This window comes from Halopseudomonas pelagia (assembly GCF_009497895.1).
GTDB lineage: Bacteria > Pseudomonadota > Gammaproteobacteria > Pseudomonadales > Pseudomonadaceae > Halopseudomonas > Halopseudomonas pelagia_A.
In genome coordinates this window covers 3,514,098-3,531,230 of sequence record NZ_CP033116.1, presented here as the reverse complement: position 1 = coordinate 3,531,230, position 17,133 = coordinate 3,514,098, and the positions used below count along the sequence as shown (strand labels likewise).

The window sequence follows — 17,133 nt, the reverse complement described above, 5'->3', positions numbered from 1 at the left end:
TCAGGCACTTTAGGGTCATACTTTAAGGCCGTCGTTTAACCTTTAGTCGAGGTAAAGATCATGCATCCGGGGCTGATCGAAGTTACCGAGCGGCTGCGTATACGCAGCCAGACAAGTCGCGCCGCCTACCTGCAACAGATGGCAGATGCGGGCGATTTACCGCGGGGTCGACGCATGCTCTCCTGCGGCAATCTGGCCCATGGTATGGCGGCCTGCCAACCTACCGACAAAGACCGGCTGCGTATGATGGACGAGGTCAATGTCGGTATGGTCACGGCCTACAACGACATGCTCTCGGCACATCAACCCTATGAGCGCTTTCCCGAGCAAATTCGTCAGGCCTTGCGTGCCTTCGGTGCCACCGGTCAGGTGGCTGGAGGAGTGCCGGCCATGTGTGACGGGGTGACCCAGGGCGAGCCCGGTATGGAGCTGTCGCTGGTCAGCCGCGACGTGATCGCAATGGGCACCGCGGTGGCGTTGTCGCACAATATGTTCGATGCGGCCTTGTGCCTCGGCGTATGCGACAAGATCGTACCTGGCCTGTTGATGGGCGCGCTGCGCTTTGGTCATTTGCCGGTGGTGTTTGTGCCCGCCGGACCCATGCCCTCGGGCCTGCCGAATGCCGAGAAGGCCGCGGTGCGCGAACGCTTTGCCGAAGGCAAGGCGACACGGGAAGAGCTGCTTCAGGCCGAAAGCGAGTCTTACCATAGCGCTGGCACCTGCACCTTTTATGGCACGGCGAATACCAATCAAATTCTGCTTGAGGCGATGGGTTTGCAATTGCCTGGCGCCTCTTTCGTACAGCCCAATACACCGTTACGCGATGCGTTGACGGTTTACGCGGCCGAACAGGCAGCTCGCCTGGCCAGGGCCGGGCAGGGCAGTATGGCGTCGATCCTCAACGAAAAAGCCTTGATCAACGCGCTGGTGTTACTGTTGGCGACCGGCGGATCAACCAATCTTACCTTGCATCTGGTAGCTATCGGCCAATGTGCCGGGCTGCAGCTACGTTGGGAAGATATGGCTGACCTCTCCAATATCGTTCCGAGCATCGCGCGGATGTATCCCAACGGAAAGGCCGATATAAACCAGTTTCACGCCGCAGGTGGCACTGCGTGGCTGTTTTCCCAGTTGCTGGAGGCCGGCTTGCTGCACGAGGACGTAGACACCATCGCCGGCCGCGGCTTACGCCGCTACACCGCCGAGCCGGTATTGGAGCAGGGCAAGTTGGTCTGGCGTGACGGTCCGCAGCAAAGCCTGGATGAGAGCATTCTGCGCACGTGGCGACAGCCGTTTTCTCCCGAGGGTGGCCTGCGGATTGTCGAAGGCAATCTGGGCCGCGGGGTGATCAAGGTCTCGGCGGTTGCGCCCGCGCACCGCAAGGTGCGGGCGGCCTGCCGTCTGTTTGAGAGCCAGGAGGCTTTTGTGCAGGCTTTTCAGGCCGGCGAGCTGGAGCGGGATCTGGTGGCGGTGGTCCGTTTTCAGGGACCGGCGGCCAACGGTATGCCCGAGCTGCACAAACTTACGCCGTACCTTGGCCTGCTGCAGGACCGCGGTTTTCAAGTGGCACTGGTCACCGACGGCCGCATGTCTGGCGCCTCCGGCAAGGTGCCGGCGGTGATACACCTGTGCCCTGAAGCAGCTGCGGGTGGCCCGTTGGCCCGCTTGCGCGACGGCGACTGGGTCAGCGTGGACGCGGAGGCTGGCACCTTGCATGTGGATATGGACGCTGCAGCCCTCGAGGCTCGACCGCCAGTCAGTCCCAGTGAGCCGGTGCGTCGGGGTTGGGGGCGCGAGATGTTTGGATTCATGCGCGCCGCCGCCAGCCCCGCGGAGCAGGGTGGTAGCTGCTTTACCGAGTCTTTGGCGATTGCCGATCAGGTCGATCAATCATGAGCCTATCCAGTCTTGCCGCCGCCCGGGGCCTGCCGCTGCATCAAGCGAGCAGCGCTGCCGAACAGGCGCAACAACTGGCTGAACGGGTGGCGGAGGCTTTGAACCGCGCCCTGAGCACATCTGCGACGGCGAGCCTTGCCCTGTCCGGGGGCCGCAGCCCCGAAGCCTTTTTGCGCCAGTTGGATCGCCAGCCGGTGAACTGGAGCCGAATACGCCTCACTCTGGTGGATGAGCGCTGGGTGCCGGACACCCACGCCGACAGCAATGCCGGGCTGGTCAGACGCTGTATGCCCACGGCATTGCGCAGTGCGACCTGGTATGGGCTTTATCAGGGTGGAGCGCCGCAGCGGCAGCCTGAAAGTGATGCCCAGGCTGCCAGCGCCTTTCTTCAGGCCTGGCTGCCTCTGGATGTAGTGGTATTGGGCATGGGCACGGATGGGCATTGTGCGTCACTCTTCCCGGAACAGCCTGGGCTGGAAGCACGGCTGGCACGGAACGCGCCGGCCCTGTGCGAGGCGGTACCCGGACCGCAGCAGGCCCCACGACTGACGCTGACCGGAGCAGCCTTGCGCACAGCACGCTTGCAACTCCTGGCCATCTCCGGCGAGGATAAATACCAGCGCCTCTGTGACGCTTTTGTCGGGCCGGCAACCCAATGGCCGGTGGCTGCCTTTCTGGCGCCGCCCCTGGAGATTTTTTACAGCCCCGAAGGCTGAAAGGACGTACATGAGTCTGTTAGAAAACACCCAACGCCTGGACGCTATTTTTGCCAAGGCGCCGCTGCTACCGGTCATCAGCATCCAGCGTGAAGCAGATATCCTGCCGCTGGCGGATGCGCTCGCCGCGGGGGGGATCACCACGCTGGAGATCACCTTGCGCACGGCGCTGGGCATGTCAGCGATTGCGCTGTTGCGCCGCGAACGGCCAACGTTGTGTGTGGGTGCGGGCACGGTACTGGATGGCCGTCAGTTTCAGTCGGTGCTGGACGCCGGGGCGCAGTTTATTGTCACTCCCGGGTGTACCGATGAGTTGCTGACGCTGGGCCTGGAAAGCCCGGTGCCGTTACTTCCCGGTATCGCCACGGCTTCGGAAATTCTCATGGGTTATCGGCTAGGGTATCGCCGCTTCAAACTGTTTCCTGCCGAGGTGTGCGGGGGCATCCAGGCGCTTCGATCGTTTTCAGGCCCTTTTGCCGGTGTACGCTTCTGCCCCACCGGCGGTATTCGTCAGGAAAGCCTCGTTGATTACCTGGCACTGGATAATGTCATGGGCGTGGGCGGCACATGGATGGCGCCGCGCGCGGCCGTCGAGGCGGCTGATTGGCAAACCATCAGCCGCCTCAGCGCCGCGTCCGTCGCGCTACTGCAGAAGCGCTAGTACGAGCAGGCCGATCAAGGCTGGCTGGGATCGACGAAGCCGTCTGGTTTGATCACCAGGATATCGCAAGCACACTCATCGAGTAATCGCTCGGCGGTGTGCCCGAGCAGGGCACTGTCCAGTCTTGAGCGCGAGATGGCACCCATGATCAGCAGGTTGATGCCGTGCTGCTCGACAAACACCGGAATCGCTTCCTCGGGGTAGCCCTGCAACAAATGCCGAGCGCTGTCGGCTATGTCGTTGCTGCCGGCCAGACTATTGAAGGCGCTGGCGTGACGCTCGCGAACATCATGGGCATACGAGTCGTAATCGTGGATCAGGCTGGCGTCGAACACCATGGTGCGTGGCAGCGGGTTATAGCAATGCAGCAGATGCAGTTCGGCTCCAATCTGCTCTGCCATCGAGCGTCCGCCAGCAATCAGTTTCAGATCCAGAGCCGCTGGTTTATCGGCCTCGTGTAGCGGGTCGACACTCACCGCCAGTTTCGTCAGACGGTCCCCGGCGGTTTTCACCAGCCATACCGGTATCTCGCAGTGGCGAATCAGGTCCCAGTCGCTATTGCTCAACAACAGGCGCTTGATCAGGTTGTGGTGATGGGTGGTCTTCAGCACCAGATCCGGTTTGTGTTTGGCCACGGCAGCGAGGATGTGCCGCGACAGCCGCTTGCCCCATACCACCTCGGTGGTCACTTCGAGGCCCTTGTCACGCAGGGGTTGCGCCAGATGTTCCAGGCTTGAGCGTCGGTGCATCAGGAGCGAGGTCCGGGCCTTTTCCAGGCCGGCAGAGTCAAAGAAAACCCCGCCTTCCAGCGCCGAATTGAATTCGCACATGAATAGCGTCAAACGCGGCCGCGAATGCTCGGCTGCCAATTGCATTGCGCGCTCCAGGCACGGCTGTCGATCTTCGCTTGTCGGATCTATCACTACCAGCATATGTTCAAAGTTCATACTTGCCTCCAGGCCGTGACGGCGTCGAGCGCGCCCGGCTGATTCGGTTACAGCACCCTGTCATCTACAAGATAGGACATGGGGGCTGTTCGGAACCTGACCTGGGTCAAATTACCCGCTCCTATTGATAATGTGCGGTAAAGCTCAGTGGGGGGCTCCACTTCAGAAACTCATGCTGCTGCCGATATTGATGGGCATAACCACTCAGGTAACCGATATGAAAGCTATAGGTATGCTGGCGTTGCTGGCGGGTTTGGCCGGCTGCGCTGCTCAGAATCATGACGCCGACATCAACAATGCCTACCAGGCTTATGCGAGCGATAACTGCCAACAGGTGTACTTGCATCTGTCTAGCGCCGAACGGCGGACGCGCTACCGTGCGCCGCAACGCCAGCCGGAGGTATCATTGCTGCGTGGTTTGTGTCTGGAGCGCCAGGCGCTGTATCTGGATGCGGCTAACACCTACCTGTTTTTGCAGGCGCATTACCCACATAGCGAATATAGCTACCGGGCAGCCGCGCGTCTGGAAACCCTGCGTCAGCTCGGGTATTACCAGCCAAGCCAAGACTGAGATTACTCGGACCGGACCCCGTGATGCTCGGCAGTGGCCTATGGCCGCCTGGCTGGGCTATTCTAGTTATAGCAGACCACGCCCCATATTAAGGACGATAGCCCATGCGTTGGTTCCCGGTAATCTTGTTGTTGGCGTCGTTGACGGGGCATGTCCATGCCGAGATTTATCGCTGGGTAGACGAGCAGGGGAGAGTGCATTTCTCGCAGCGGCCGCAGCCTGGCTCTGAAGTGGTAGTGGTCAAACCGCAGGTCATCGAGCGTGATGCGCAGACGCGCCAGAGCGAAGACAATCTGCGCCGGATAATGGAAGTCAGGCAGACCGAGCGCGATGAAGAAAAGGCCCTGCGCCTGGAACAGCGCCAGCGCCAGCAGCTCGAATGCGACCGCATGGGCAAGCAATTGGCACAGTTTGACAGGCGAATGTACTGGTATGAAGAGGACGCCAGCGGTAAAAAGGTAGAAGTTGACACGCGGCGCGTCCAAGAGCGCCGAGCCGAGATTCAGGCAATGATAAGGGAGCGATGCTGACATGCTACCCAACACTCCGAGTGGCGCAGCTCTCAAAGATCAGCGCTGCATCGCCCGACACCAGCTGGGCGGCTTCCTGCAGGTCTACAACCGGCACACCGGGAAGCCGATTGGCTATTTGGGCAATATCTCCAAGCAAGGCATCATGCTGATCAGCAGCCTGCCGATCATGCTCGGCGCCTCCTACGAACTCCAGCTCAAGTTACCCTCATCCACTGATGCCGAAGCCGAACTGGTGGATTTTAGCGCGCGCAGCCACTGGTGCCGAGCAGATGCCTCCCCAGGTAATTACGACAGCGGCTTCAGTATTACCAGCAATCAGCAGGCGTTCGCCGGTCTCGCACGTGCATTGGAGCGCTACTTCAGTTTTCACCACTCGGTAGATGTCTGACGCCGGCCATTGGGTTACCCTGCGCCCTTGACCAAAGCTATGGACAGGGGCGGCAACCATGAGCAACACCTTCTTCTGGTATGACTTCGAGGCCACCGGGATCGACCCGCGACGGGATCGCCCGTTGCAGGTGGCTGGCGTGCGCACCGACGAAGATCTGAACGAGATCGGCGAGCCGCTATGTATCGATTGCCGCCTGCCCGAAGATGTTCTACCCCATCCCATGGCCTGCCTAATCACCGGTATCGGCCCTGAGCGAGCCAGCCAGGGTTTGCCCGAAGCGGCATTTATCTCACAATTGCATGCGCAGATGGCCGAGCCGGGTACTTGCAGTGTCGGCTATAACAGCTTGCGATATGACGATGAAATGACCCGCTTTACCCTGTATCGCAATTACCATGATCCCTACGCACGTGAATGGCAGGGCGGCAACAGCCGTTGGGACCTGCTCGACGCCCTGCGCGCAGCACATGCGCTGCGACCAGATGGCATTGAGTGGCCGCAACAGGAGGGCTTCACCAGCCTGCGCCTGGAGCTGCTGACGCAGGCTAACGGTATAGATCATGGGCAAGCGCACGATGCCCTGGCGGATGTGCGTGCGACCATTGCCATGGCTCGGTGTTTGAAGCTTGCACAGCCGAGATTGTTCGATTACCTGCTCGATCTGCGCAGCAAACAGCGGGTCACCGCCCTGGTTGATTTGCAACAGGTAAGGCCACTGGTACATGTCTCCGGCCGCTTCGGCCGCGAGCGTCAGGGCCTGGCGCTGGTGTTGCCGCTGGGCTGGCATCCGCAAAACAAGAACGCGTTGATCGTCTGGGATCTGGCCGCGGATCCTGCGATGCTGATGGATATGACTGCGGAGCAAGTGCGAGAGCGGCTGTATACCCGCAGGGAAGATCTGCCCGAGGGCGAGCAGCGTCCCGGCCTGAAACTGGTACATATCAATAAATGTCCGGTCCTGGCGGATACCAAAGTGCTGCGCGCCGAAGATATTCAACGTCTGCAATTGGATATGCCGACGCTGCTGGCGAATGCCGAGAAACTGGGCGTTTGGCGCACGACAGGGCAGTCCAAGCTGCAGGCCATCTATACCGCACAAGCGGTCGCCGAACCGACCCAGGCGGATCCCGAGTTGCAGTTATATGAGGGATTTATCGGCGACGCGGACCGGCGGATACTGCCGCTGATTCGGGAGGCGGACGGCCCCATGCTGGCCAAAACCCAATGGCCGCTGCGCGATCAGCGGCTGGTGGATATGCTGCTGCGCTACCGTGCGCGCAACTTCCCTGCGAGTTTGAATGAAGCCGAGCAGGCGCAATGGCAAACGTACTGCAGGGGTCGTATGAGCGGCGAACTGGCGGGTGCGCCGGTCACGCTGCAAGCTTTTCTGCAAGCCGCAGAAGAGGCGCTCACGCACTGCACTGACTCCGGGCAGCAGGCCCTGCTGGGCAGTTGGAAGCAGTTCGCCCTGACGCGCTGCAATGCCTTGGGTGTGACTGCGCCGAGTGGTGTGGAAGGTTAGTCCAGATAGCAAAAGCCCCCGGCCATTGCTGGTCGGGGGCTTTAGGTGCCAAAAAAATCAGCGGGGAAGATCAGCCAAGAATAGTGACCCAGGACTCGACCGTGTCAGCACCGTATTTTTCTTTCCAGGCTTTCAGCTCTTTGTGATTGCCACCTTTGGTTTCAATCACTTCACCGGTCTTCGGGTTCTTGTACTGCTTGACCTTGCGAGCACGTTTTACGCCACCTGAAGTTTTGCTGCTCTTGCCGCCCTGGCTCAGTTTATTGTCCGGGTCGAGAATGGCAACAACGTCTTTCAGCGATTTGTTGTACTGCGCCATAAGCGCGCGTACCTTTTCTTCAAACTCAATTTCCTGCTTGAGCTTCGTGTCGTTGGACAGGGAGTTCATGCGGTCGGTAAGTTCACGAATGGTGTGTTGGAGGTTGCGATATTCTTGTAAAGAGGACATGTAAAGTTACCTTCTTGAGCGCGGTTGAGCGTTTAAAATTGACTCACTAATAATAGGTCAACCACCAACTTAATACAATATGTAAGTTATTGGTGTGTGTGCAAAACCATAATAAAAGCCGGCCCAGTGTTTAACTTGTTCTTAATAACTAACATTAATTAGCCGGCACAGTGACTTGAGATCTGCTGGTATTGTCAGCGGGAACAGATAGAATGTGCGTCTTTGCCACGGGCCTGGCCCGCACGTCCGGAGTGTCTGTTATGCGTACCTTTCGTTTGGTCATCGCTTGCCCTGACCGGGTAGGGATCGTTGCCAAGGTCAGTAATGTACTGGCAACTTATAATGGCTGGATCACCGAGGCCAACCACCATTCAGATAATCTGTCCGGATGGTTCTTTATGCGCCATGAAATAAAAGCCAACTCCCTGCCTTTTGATCTCGAGGGTTTGCGCACCGCCTTCACGCCGATTGCCAACGAGTTTGAAATGGACTGGCATGTCAGTGACTCCGGAATACGCAAGAAAGTGGTACTTATGGCAAGCCGGGAGTCACACTGCCTTGCTGATTTACTGCACCGTTGGCACAGCGGGGAACTGGATTGCGATATAACCAGTGTCATTTCCAATCATGACGATTTGCGCAGTATGGTCGAGTGGCACGGCATCCCTTTTTATCACGTGCCGGTAGACCCACAGAATAAAGTTCCGGCGTTTAACGAGGTCGCCAGACTGATTGATGCACAACATGCGGACTGTGTGGTGCTGGCCCGTTACATGCAAATATTGCCGCCTGAACTGTGCAAGCGTTTCGCCAATCGCGTGATTAATATTCATCATAGTTTCCTGCCGTCCTTTGTCGGCGCAAGGCCTTACCATCAGGCGGCCCAACGTGGCGTAAAGTTGATTGGTGCTACCTGTCACTACGTTACCGATGAGTTGGACGCCGGCCCGATTATTGAGCAGGACGTGGTGCGCATTAGTCACCGGCACAATGCGGACGATATGGTCCGGCTCGGGAAAGACGTGGAAAAAATGGTACTTTCCCGCGGTTTGCGCTATCACTTGGAAGACAGGGTGCTGGTTCACGACAACAAGACGGTGGTTTTCGGCTGACCGGTGCCATACGGACGAACATCCCTCAGCGGAAGGAGGCAGCATGCTCAAGTCAGTGAAAGTGCGGGACTACATGACCCGCGATCTGGTGACCTTCAACGAGCATATGGATCTGTTCAAAGCGATTGATGTGCTTCTGATTAATCGCATCTCGGGAGCCCCGGTGATTGACCGTGCAGGTCATCTGGTTGGTCTGCTATCGGAGAGTGACTGTCTGCGCAGCATCTTGTCAGGCAGCTACCATGAAGAAGTGGGTGGAACAGTCAGTTCGGTCATGACGGTCGTCGTAGAGACGATTGATGCTGACGCCGATATCGTCAAGGCGGCTGAGCATTTCATCCACAAGGGCCGTCGACGCTTGCCAGTGGTGGATGAAGGCCGCCTGGTAGGGCAGATCAGCCGACGGGATATCCTCCGTGCGGTCAAAGCTTACAACGAGCATGGAGCGCCCAAGTGAGCTTTTACTCTGAGGATGATGAGCACAGCCCCGACCCCCTCGATGGCGGTGCCGCAGCGTTGCCCACCATCATCGGCGGCGGGTGCCTGGCGCGCTTTGATCCCGAAGACCTCAACGCTGAATCAGGCGCCGACTTCAGCGCACTCTGGCCAGCCGACTCTGCCAGCCCTGAAAAGGACTGATCAGATTCGGAAGCTGCCGACCAGTTGCTGCAGGTGCTCTACTTGCTGTTCCAGCGAGCGGCAGGCTCTGAGTGTGGATTGCAGGTTCTCCACCCCTTCCTGGTTCAGCGTATTGATGTCGGTAATATCTACATTCAGGCTCTCAATGACCGAGGTCTGTTCTTCGGTAGCTGCCGCGACCGATTGATTCATGTTGTCGATTTCACCGATGCCGCCGGTAATCTCGGCCAAGCGCTCCCCGGCCTGGCTTGCCACCGTGACGCCATGCTCACTGAAGCGCTTGCTTTCATCCATCGCCTGCACGGCCGTTGCAGCGTCTCCACGCAGATCGCCGATCATTTCGTGAACCTCCCGCGCTGAGCTTTGCGTGCGGTGCGCCAGGTTGCGGACCTCGTCAGCCACTACGGCAAAGCCGCGCCCGGCTTCACCGGCACGGGCGGCTTCAATCGCAGCATTGAGCGCCAACAGGTTGGTTTGTTCTGAGATGCTCTGGATAACGTCGAGAATCTTGCCGATGTCGGCGGTCCTGGCGTTCAGCGCCTTGATACTGACACCAGCGTTATCGATTTTAGCGGAAAGGTCATGCATCGCCTGCACTGTCTCGGCAACGACAGAGCTGCCCTGTTCAGCGCCCAGGCGCGCTTTGCTGGCCTGATTGGACGCGTCGGCGGCGTTGCGGGCAATCTCCTGCGCCGCGGCGCCCAACTGATTGATAGCCGCCGCAACGCTGTTGGTGCGGCTGGCCTGCTCATCAGAACTCGCCAGGTTGGCGTTTGAGGCATCCAGCACCCGCAGTGCGACGTTATTCAGTTCGCCGCTGGTAGAGGCTACCTGACGGATGGAGACGTGAATCCGTTCGATAAACTGGTTGAAAGCGCCGGCAAGCCGGCCGAATTCGTCACTGCTGGTCACCGGTAGGCGCTGGGTCAGGTCGCCTTCGCCCTGGGCGATGTTAGCCAGAGCTGCGCTGAGTGAGTTCAATGGGCGCAACAGGTAGTTGATCAGCAGGCCGAGCAACAACACGATGCTGACCAGTGCCACCAGGGTAGCGATGAGCGCCGAGACGCGGAAGCTGGTCAGGCTGGCAAAGGCTTTATCCTTGTCGATTGACAGGCCCACATGCCAGTTGACACCGGGCAGACCTGTTACCGGCAGGAAGGTGACAATACGTGGTTGGCCATCCAGCTCGACCTCGGTCAGGCGATTCTCGATTGCCGGGCTGGCGCCGGCAAAAACGGCACCCAGGCTTTTCATTTGCAGCGCCGCGTCGGGATGAACCAGTACGGTGCCGTCGCTGCTGACCAGAAAAGCGTGGCCCATCCCATTGAAATCCAGCGCATTGATAATGCTGGAGACTTTCTGCAAATTGAGATCACCGCCAACAACGTTATTGGCAGAGGGCGTGGCTACGGTGATGATCAGGTCGCCGGTAGCTGCGTCCAGATAGGGTTCGGTCAGAATGGTTGAGCGCTGAGCTTTTACTGCGCTGTACCACGGCCGGGTTCGGGGGTCGTAGTCAGCGGGCATGTCGGACTCGGGGCGCATGGTGAAGCCGCCGTTGGTCTCGCCCAGGTAACTGAAGTCGAAAGTCTCTTCCAGCGTACGCTGTTCCAGCAGGTCTATTCGGCGGCTGCCGTCATCGGCTGCCAGGTTCGCTGCCAGGCTCTGCATCAACAGTATACGGCCAGACAACCAGTTGCTGATGTTCTCGGCAGTCAGGCTGCCGGCGTCGGTCAGATAGGTGCGCAGGTTATCTTGCAGCGCCTTGCGTTGGATGTAGTCGTTGTAGACCGCGAAAGCCAGAAACACCGACATCACCACCACACAGGCGGCCATTAGTATCTTGTGACTGAAACGTAAATGAGTGGGCATGAAAGCAGCGCTCTGAAGGGTATTAAACAGCGTAACGTGCGCTGGCGAGAGAACTTTAAGATTAATACTGCTATTGGTCGGAAAGAATGCTCGGGGCGGACGATCAGCATGACGAAAAACCATTCAGTCAATTTCTCAAAATAGCTATCAAGATAGTGCATGCCCAGCCGACAACCACCCTACGCATCCTCACTGGCCGCGACACCCACTCCTCTAATAGAGACTCGATATGAATCTAAGAAATCTGTCTATTGCTGGTCGTCTGGCGGGCGGCTTCATCATTATTGCCGCTGTCGTGGTCTTGCTGGGTACCCTGGCGATGCGCGAAATGGGCGGCATGCGCGATCAGGCCCGCGAAGTTGAACAGGTGTGGATGCCGAGCATTCAACTGGTCGGTGGCTTTGGTCAGGATATTCTGCGCATTCGGGTGCTGACGCTGCGCATGTTGTTGGTGGAACAGGGTGACAGACAGGCGGTGGAAAACACCATTGTCAAACTGATTGGCGATCTTAACTCGGCTGAATCAGCTTACGAAAAAATGATCGTTCACGAGCAAGAGCGGCAGGCGTTTGCTAGCTTTACCCGCCAGCGCGGCGAGTACATGCAGGTGCAGTCGCGCGTTGCGCGCTTTGCGCTGGGTGGTCAGGACGATCAGGCATTGGAACTGATCAGTGAGCAATTGAACCCGCTGGCCGACGCCATGGTGCAAAGTCTTCAGGCTCTGGAGCGCATCAACCTGGAAGGCGCTGCTCAGGCCGGGGAGGCATCTCGGGCCAGTTACGCCAGTGCGCAGCAAATGGTCATCATCTTTATCATTCTGGCGGCGCTGCTGACGGTGTTTCTCGCCTGGATACTGACCAACAGTATCGTCCGGCCGATCCGCCAGGCGGTTGAAGTGACCGAGAGAGTGGCTACCGGTGATCTGACCCAGCAGATAACCGCCACCGGCAAGGACGAACCTGCTCGCCTGCTGCGTGCGCTGGCCAAGATGCAGGAGCAATTACGTAGCACCCTGCAGGGGATTGCCAGTTCCTCCACGCAATTGGCCTCGGCGGCGGAAGAGTTGAACGCAGTGACAGAAGACGCCACCCGTGGTTTGCAGCGTCAGGACGATGAAATTCAACAAGCGGCCACTGCCGTAAACGAAATGAGCGCTGCAGTTGACGAGGTCGCCAGTAACGCGGTCTCCACCTCCGAGCAGTCCCGGGCCACCAGCGACACCGCTATTGAGGGTCAGCAGCAGGTTGTGCGTACGGTGGCGAGCATCGACAAGCTGTCGGGAACCATTCAGGCCACTGCCACTGAGGTCCAGGAGCTAGCAGAGAAAGCACAGAACATCAGTCGTGTATTGGATGTGATTCGCGCCATTGCCGAGCAAACCAACCTGCTGGCGCTGAACGCGGCGATCGAAGCGGCCCGCGCTGGTGAGCAAGGCCGTGGCTTTGCGGTCGTGGCTGACGAAGTACGGGCATTGGCGCACCGTACGCAACAATCTACCAGCGAAATTGAGGAGATGATCGGTACCATTCAGCAGGGCACCGAACGCTCGGTAGAAGCGATGAACATGAGCAAGACCATGGCCGGCAGCACGCTGGAACAGGCTGACGCGGCGGGTAAAGCGCTGGAGGTCATCACCGCAGCGATCCTGCAGATCAACGAGCGCAACCTGGTTATCGCCAGTGCCGCGGAAGAGCAGGCGCAGGTAGCGCGGGAAGTGGATCGTAACCTGGTCAACATCCGTGATCTCTCCACCCAATCAGCGGCAGGGGCAGAGCAGACCAGCAGTTCCAGTCGCGAGTTGTCGCGTCTGGCCGTGGATCTGAACGATCTGGTCAATCGCTTCAAGCTGTAGGCCTCAAGCGAAAAGCAGGCAATAAAAAACCGCACCCAATTGGGTGCGGTTTTTTTCTGCCTGCGGGTTATATCAAGCAGGTTCAGTGCTTTGTTGTACTGCTTTGGTTTCAGTATCGGCGCTCTGTGGAGCCGGGGTGCGGATCAGGTAGTCAAAAGCACCCAGAGCGGCAGTGGAGCCTGCGCCCATGGCGATAATGATCTGCTTGAACGGCACGGTGGTCACGTCGCCTGCGGCGAATACGCCCGGCAGGGAAGTGGCACCACGACTGTCGATCTCGATCTCGCCGTGCTTGCTCAGAGTCACCGGTCCGCCTTTGAGCCAGTCGGTATTGGGTATCAGACCAATCTGCACAAAGATACCCGCCACATCCACCTGCTTGCTTTCCTGAGTTTCGCGATCGGTGTAGGTCAGCCCGACCACCTTCTTGCCATCGCCACGTACTTCTGTGGTCTGAGCACTCTTGATGATCTTGATGTTCGGCATGGAGCGCGCCTTGCGCTGCAACACTTCATCTGCGCGCAGCGTGTCAGCAAACTCCAGCACGGTGACGTGCTCGACGATGCCGGCCAGATCAATCGCGGCTTCGATACCTGAGTTGCCGCCGCCGATCACCGCAACGCGTTTGCCTTTGAACAGCGGGCCGTCACAGTGCGGGCAATAGGCAACGCCCTTGCTGCGATATTCCTGCTCGCCGGGCACGTTCATTTCTCTCCAGCGCGCGCCGGTGGCCAGAATGACCGAGCGACCGGACAGCGTGGCGCCGCTTTCCAGCTCTACCTGGGTGTAACCGCCTTCGGCAGTAGCTGCGCTCAGGCCGCTCGCGGTCTGCTCGGTGAACACTTCAACGTCGTATTCCTTGACGTGCTCTTCGAGGCTGGCAACCAGCTTGGGGCCTTCGGTGTAGTTGACCGAAATAAAGTTCTCGATACCCATGGTATCCATCACCTGGCCACCAAAGCGCTCTGCTACCAGCGCGGTACGAATACCCTTGCGCGCAGCATAGATGGCAGCTGCGGCACCAGCTGGACCGCCGCCAACAATCAGTACTTCATAAGGCTCTTTTTCGCTCAGCTCGGCTGCCTTGCGCTTACCGGCGCCGGCGTCCAGCTTGTTGACGATCTCCGGCAGGGTCATGCGGCCTTGGCCGAACGGCTGGCCGTTGAGATAAACCGATGGCACGGCCATGATCTGACGCTGCTCCACTTCGTCCTGGAACAACGCACCATCAACCATGACGTGGGTAATGTTCGGATTCAATGTCGCCATCAGATTCAGCGCCTGGACTACGTCCGGGCAGTTCTGGCATGACAGGGAGATATAGGTTTCAAAATGGTATTCGCCGGTCAGATGACGGATCTGGTCCAGCAGTGCTGGATCGGCCTTCGACGGGTGGCCACCAGATTGCAGCAACGCCAGTACCAGCGAGGTAAATTCGTGACCCATGGGCAAACCGGCAAAGCTGATACGCGGCGGCACACCGCTCTGGGCGATGCTCATGCTCGGTGTACGTTCAGCTTCGATCCAGTTGAGGGCGATCTTGGGCGACATTTCAGCAATCTCGCTCGCCAGTTCGCTCAACTCTTTGCTCTTGGGGCTGTCATCAACAGACACGCTGAGTTCTATCGGGGTAACGATATTCTGCAGGTACGTGTCCAGTTGCTTCTTCAGATTCGCGTCCAACATAAGCGTGTCCGTCCTTAAATTTGGTTAAATGCAGGCGATAAAAAACCCGGCCCGCCTACCGGGAGCGTGAGCTCCCCGGCGGGACGGGTTCAGGGGCAATGCTTAGATCTTGCCTACCAGGTCAAGCGAGGGAGCCAGCGTAGCTTCGCCTTCTTTCCACTTGGCCGGGCACACTTCGCCTGGGTGAGCAGCAATGTACTGAGCTGCCTTGACCTTGCGCATCAGATCTTCAGCGTTACGGCCGATACCTTCAGAAGTCACTTCCACTGCCTGGATGATGCCTTCTGGATCGATGATGAAGGTACCGCGGTCAGCCAGGCCCATGTCTTCGCGCATGTTGTCGAAGTTGCGGGTGATAGCGCCAGTCGGGTCACCGATCATGGTGTACTGGATCTTGCCGATGGTCTCGGAGCTGTCGTGCCACGCTTTGTGGGTGAAGTGGGTGTCAGTAGAAACAGAGTAGATCTCTACGCCCATCTTCTGGAACTCGTCGTAGTAGTCAGCAACGTCGCCCAGTTCAGTCGGGCAAACGAAGGTGAAGTCAGCGGGGTAGAAGAAGAATACTGACCACTTGCCCTGGATGTCGGCTTCGGTCACTTCAATGAACTCGCCGTGCTTGTACGCTTGGGCTTTGAAAGGTTTGACTTTAGTGTTGATTACGGACATCAGTAACTCCTTAATGAGTTGGTTAAATTAATTGAGTGGGTTGAAAGAAGTCACCATCTTAGTGACTGACTCGCGATTTGATAAATAAATTCCGACTAACCCGTACATAGACTCTAACTATCTATGGGCAGTAACCAATAATTCAAGGGGTGTGCAGCCGGTCAGAGCCTGCGGGTACAGGCCAAAAGCATCGATGGCTGTCTAGGGTGGGGCTTGTGCCCTCTATGATAGCCTCTACCGGGCTTTTCATTTAATCTTTGGTGAACGGATTATCGCAGATAACGGCGGTCGATTGGGTCGTCTGGCCATAGTATTAATCTATCCCATACATAGTGTTCCAACGTCAGCAATCTCGCTGCTGACGACAGCGCTTGATACAGGAATTCATAATGTTGACACACCTCGATGCCCAAGGGCAGGCCAGCATGGTGGACGTGACATCGAAGGCGGCCACCTCGCGCGAAGCGGTCGCGGAGTCGATCGTGCGCATGTTGCCAGCCACGCTGGAGTTGATCCAGCAGGGCGGGCATGCCAAGGGCGATGTGTTTGCGGTTGCGCGCATCGCCGGCATCATGGCCGCCAAGCGCACGCATGAACTGATACCGCTGTGCCATCCGCTGATGCTTACCAGTATCAAGGTTGAGTTGGCTGCCCAGGCGCCTGATGCAGTGCGGATCACTGCGCGTTGTAAATTGGCCGGCCAGACCGGTGTTGAAATGGAAGCACTTACGGCGGCGAGCATTGCCGCTCTGACGCTCTATGATATGTGCAAGGCCGTGGACAAGGGGATGGTGATAGAGGCGACGCGCCTGCTGACCAAGACTGGTGGCAAGAGTGGCGATTTCCAGGCGGAGCAACGGCCATGATCCACCTACAATTATTCGCCCGTTACCGTGAGACGCTCGGCGTTGAGCATGAGCAGATTCCCTGGCGTGATGATTTCAGGGACCTGCGCTCGTTACGAGACGCCCTGGTGCAACGCGGGGCCGCCTGGCAGGTACTGGACGAGACGCAGCTTATGTGCGCTCGTAATCAGACCATGTGTAGCCTTGATGAAACACTTGAAGACGGCGATGAAATAGCCTTTTTTCCGCCGGTTACCGGAGGCTGAAATGGGTATTGTTGTGCAGAACGCTAGTTTCGACCCTGGCCAGATGCTCAATCAGTTGCATGCCAGTCAGTTAGGTATTGGCGCGGTAGTGAGCTTCGTCGGCTACGTGCGGGATTTCAATGAGGGCAGGGAAGTGGCCGGCATGCTTCTCGAACACTACCCCGGCATGACCGAAAAAGCGTTGCAGGCGATCACCGAGGAGGCTGCTGAACGTTGGCCGCTTTTGGGGATAGAGGTACTGCATCGGGTGGGTCATTTGGCCCCTGGCGAGCCCATTGTGTTTGTCGGAGTCAGTTCCGCACACCGTCAGGCCGCCTTTGATGCCTGCCATTTTGTTATCGACTATTTGAAGACCCGGGCTCCGTTTTGGAAAAAGGAAAATACGCCAGAGGGGTCGGCCTGGGTCGAAGCGCGCGAGACAGATGAATCCGCACTGGCGCGCTGGCAGTAACCCGGCTGAAACACGGCTAGGTGGTCGTGGTAAGGTATGCGAATGAGATGTAACCGAAC

At 58.2% G+C, this 17,133-nt stretch carries 19 protein-coding genes; 14 read left to right on the top strand and 5 right to left on the bottom strand.

The window, feature by feature from the left end; translation table 11 throughout:
• Window positions 1-60 precede the first annotated feature (60 nt).
• The 3 genes from edd to EAO82_RS16240 are packed head-to-tail and all read left to right on the top strand — an operon-like array spanning window position 61 to window position 3,273.
• The gene (gene edd / locus EAO82_RS16250; RefSeq protein ID WP_096348222.1) at window positions 61-1,896 is read left to right on the top strand and encodes a phosphogluconate dehydratase; all 1,836 of its coding nucleotides are present in this window, start codon (window positions 61-63) and stop codon (window positions 1,894-1,896) included.
• Window positions 1,893-2,612, top strand: a complete 720-nt coding sequence (pgl, locus tag EAO82_RS16245; RefSeq protein WP_096348221.1) for a 6-phosphogluconolactonase — start codon at window positions 1,893-1,895, stop codon at window positions 2,610-2,612. Before edd ends, pgl begins: the two co-directional genes overlap by 4 nt.
• Before the next feature lie 10 nt (window positions 2,613-2,622).
• Entirely contained in the window at window positions 2,623-3,273 is a 651-nt protein-coding gene (locus EAO82_RS16240) for a bifunctional 4-hydroxy-2-oxoglutarate aldolase/2-dehydro-3-deoxy-phosphogluconate aldolase (protein ID WP_096348220.1), read from the top strand.
• Window positions 3,274-3,287: 14 nt separating this feature from the next.
• Here EAO82_RS16240 and EAO82_RS16235 read toward each other — a convergent pair whose 3' ends face one another.
• Window positions 3,288-4,220, bottom strand: a complete 933-nt coding sequence (locus EAO82_RS16235; protein ID WP_096348219.1) for a universal stress protein — start codon at window positions 4,218-4,220, stop codon at window positions 3,288-3,290.
• A gap of 232 nt (window positions 4,221-4,452) precedes the next feature.
• On the opposite strand from EAO82_RS16235, the gene EAO82_RS16230 reads away from it, so the two are divergent.
• The 4 genes from EAO82_RS16230 to sbcB all read left to right on the top strand — a co-directional run bounded on the left by EAO82_RS16230 (window position 4,453) and on the right by sbcB (window position 7,237).
• Window positions 4,453-4,791 carry a tetratricopeptide repeat protein gene (locus EAO82_RS16230; RefSeq protein WP_410402961.1) on the top strand — a complete coding sequence of 113 codons (339 nt, stop codon included), beginning with the start codon at window positions 4,453-4,455 and terminating at the stop codon, window positions 4,789-4,791.
• Between the two features lie 104 nt (window positions 4,792-4,895).
• Window positions 4,896-5,321, top strand: coding sequence for a DUF4124 domain-containing protein (locus EAO82_RS16225; RefSeq protein WP_096348218.1), 426 nt, complete (start codon window positions 4,896-4,898; stop codon window positions 5,319-5,321).
• A 1-nt stretch (window position 5,322) separates the two neighbouring features.
• A complete protein-coding gene (locus EAO82_RS16220; protein WP_096348217.1) occupies window positions 5,323-5,712 on the top strand; it encodes a pilus assembly protein PilZ in 390 nt (129 codons plus the stop codon).
• A gap of 58 nt (window positions 5,713-5,770) precedes the next feature.
• A complete protein-coding gene (gene sbcB / locus EAO82_RS16215) occupies window positions 5,771-7,237 on the top strand; it encodes an exodeoxyribonuclease I (RefSeq protein ID WP_096348216.1) in 1,467 nt (488 codons plus the stop codon).
• 70 nt (window positions 7,238-7,307) lie between these two features.
• Here the strand turns inward: sbcB and mvaT are convergent, their stop codons facing one another.
• Window positions 7,308-7,685, bottom strand: coding sequence for a histone-like nucleoid-structuring protein MvaT (mvaT, locus tag EAO82_RS16210; RefSeq protein WP_096348215.1), 378 nt, complete (start codon window positions 7,683-7,685; stop codon window positions 7,308-7,310).
• Between the two features lie 260 nt (window positions 7,686-7,945).
• On the opposite strand from mvaT, the gene purU reads away from it, so the two are divergent.
• Genes purU through EAO82_RS16195 form a run of 3 tightly spaced genes read left to right on the top strand, consistent with a single transcriptional unit; the run spans window position 7,946 to window position 9,436 of the window.
• A complete protein-coding gene (purU, locus tag EAO82_RS16205) occupies window positions 7,946-8,797 on the top strand; it encodes a formyltetrahydrofolate deformylase (RefSeq protein WP_096348214.1) in 852 nt (283 codons plus the stop codon).
• A 43-nt stretch (window positions 8,798-8,840) separates the two neighbouring features.
• On the top strand, window positions 8,841-9,254 hold the full coding sequence (locus tag EAO82_RS16200) for a CBS domain-containing protein (protein WP_096348213.1): 414 nt from the start codon (window positions 8,841-8,843) through the stop codon (window positions 9,252-9,254).
• Window positions 9,251-9,436, top strand: a complete 186-nt coding sequence (locus EAO82_RS16195; protein ID WP_096348212.1) for a hypothetical protein — start codon at window positions 9,251-9,253, stop codon at window positions 9,434-9,436. The genes EAO82_RS16200 and EAO82_RS16195 overlap by 4 nt, the downstream gene beginning before the upstream one ends.
• Here EAO82_RS16195 and EAO82_RS16190 read toward each other — a convergent pair whose 3' ends face one another.
• Window positions 9,437-11,308: a methyl-accepting chemotaxis protein gene (locus EAO82_RS16190; RefSeq protein WP_096348211.1), complete on the bottom strand. Its 1,872-nt coding sequence runs from the start codon at window positions 11,306-11,308 to the stop codon at window positions 9,437-9,439.
• Window positions 11,309-11,537: 229 nt separating this feature from the next.
• On the opposite strand from EAO82_RS16190, the gene EAO82_RS16185 reads away from it, so the two are divergent.
• Window positions 11,538-13,160: a methyl-accepting chemotaxis protein gene (locus tag EAO82_RS16185; RefSeq protein ID WP_096348210.1), complete on the top strand. Its 1,623-nt coding sequence runs from the start codon at window positions 11,538-11,540 to the stop codon at window positions 13,158-13,160.
• 72 nt (window positions 13,161-13,232) lie between these two features.
• On the opposite strand, the gene ahpF is transcribed toward EAO82_RS16185, so the two are convergent.
• Window positions 13,233-14,846, bottom strand: coding sequence for an alkyl hydroperoxide reductase subunit F (ahpF, locus tag EAO82_RS16180; RefSeq protein WP_096348209.1), 1,614 nt, complete (start codon window positions 14,844-14,846; stop codon window positions 13,233-13,235).
• A gap of 102 nt (window positions 14,847-14,948) precedes the next feature.
• Window positions 14,949-15,512 (bottom strand): alkyl hydroperoxide reductase subunit C, encoded by a 564-nt coding sequence (ahpC, locus tag EAO82_RS16175; protein WP_096348208.1) that lies wholly within the window; start codon window positions 15,510-15,512, stop codon window positions 14,949-14,951.
• A gap of 389 nt (window positions 15,513-15,901) precedes the next feature.
• On the opposite strand from ahpC, the gene moaC reads away from it, so the two are divergent.
• The 3 genes from moaC to moaE are packed head-to-tail and all read left to right on the top strand — an operon-like array spanning window position 15,902 to window position 17,074.
• Entirely contained in the window at window positions 15,902-16,378 is a 477-nt protein-coding gene (gene moaC, locus EAO82_RS16170) for a cyclic pyranopterin monophosphate synthase MoaC (protein ID WP_096348207.1), read from the top strand.
• Window positions 16,375-16,623 (top strand): MoaD/ThiS family protein, encoded by a 249-nt coding sequence (locus EAO82_RS16165; RefSeq protein ID WP_096348206.1) that lies wholly within the window; start codon window positions 16,375-16,377, stop codon window positions 16,621-16,623. The genes moaC and EAO82_RS16165 overlap by 4 nt, the downstream gene beginning before the upstream one ends.
• A gap of 1 nt (window position 16,624) precedes the next feature.
• Window positions 16,625-17,074: a molybdopterin synthase catalytic subunit MoaE gene (moaE, locus tag EAO82_RS16160; protein WP_096348205.1), complete on the top strand. Its 450-nt coding sequence runs from the start codon at window positions 16,625-16,627 to the stop codon at window positions 17,072-17,074.
• Window positions 17,075-17,133 lie beyond the last annotated feature (59 nt).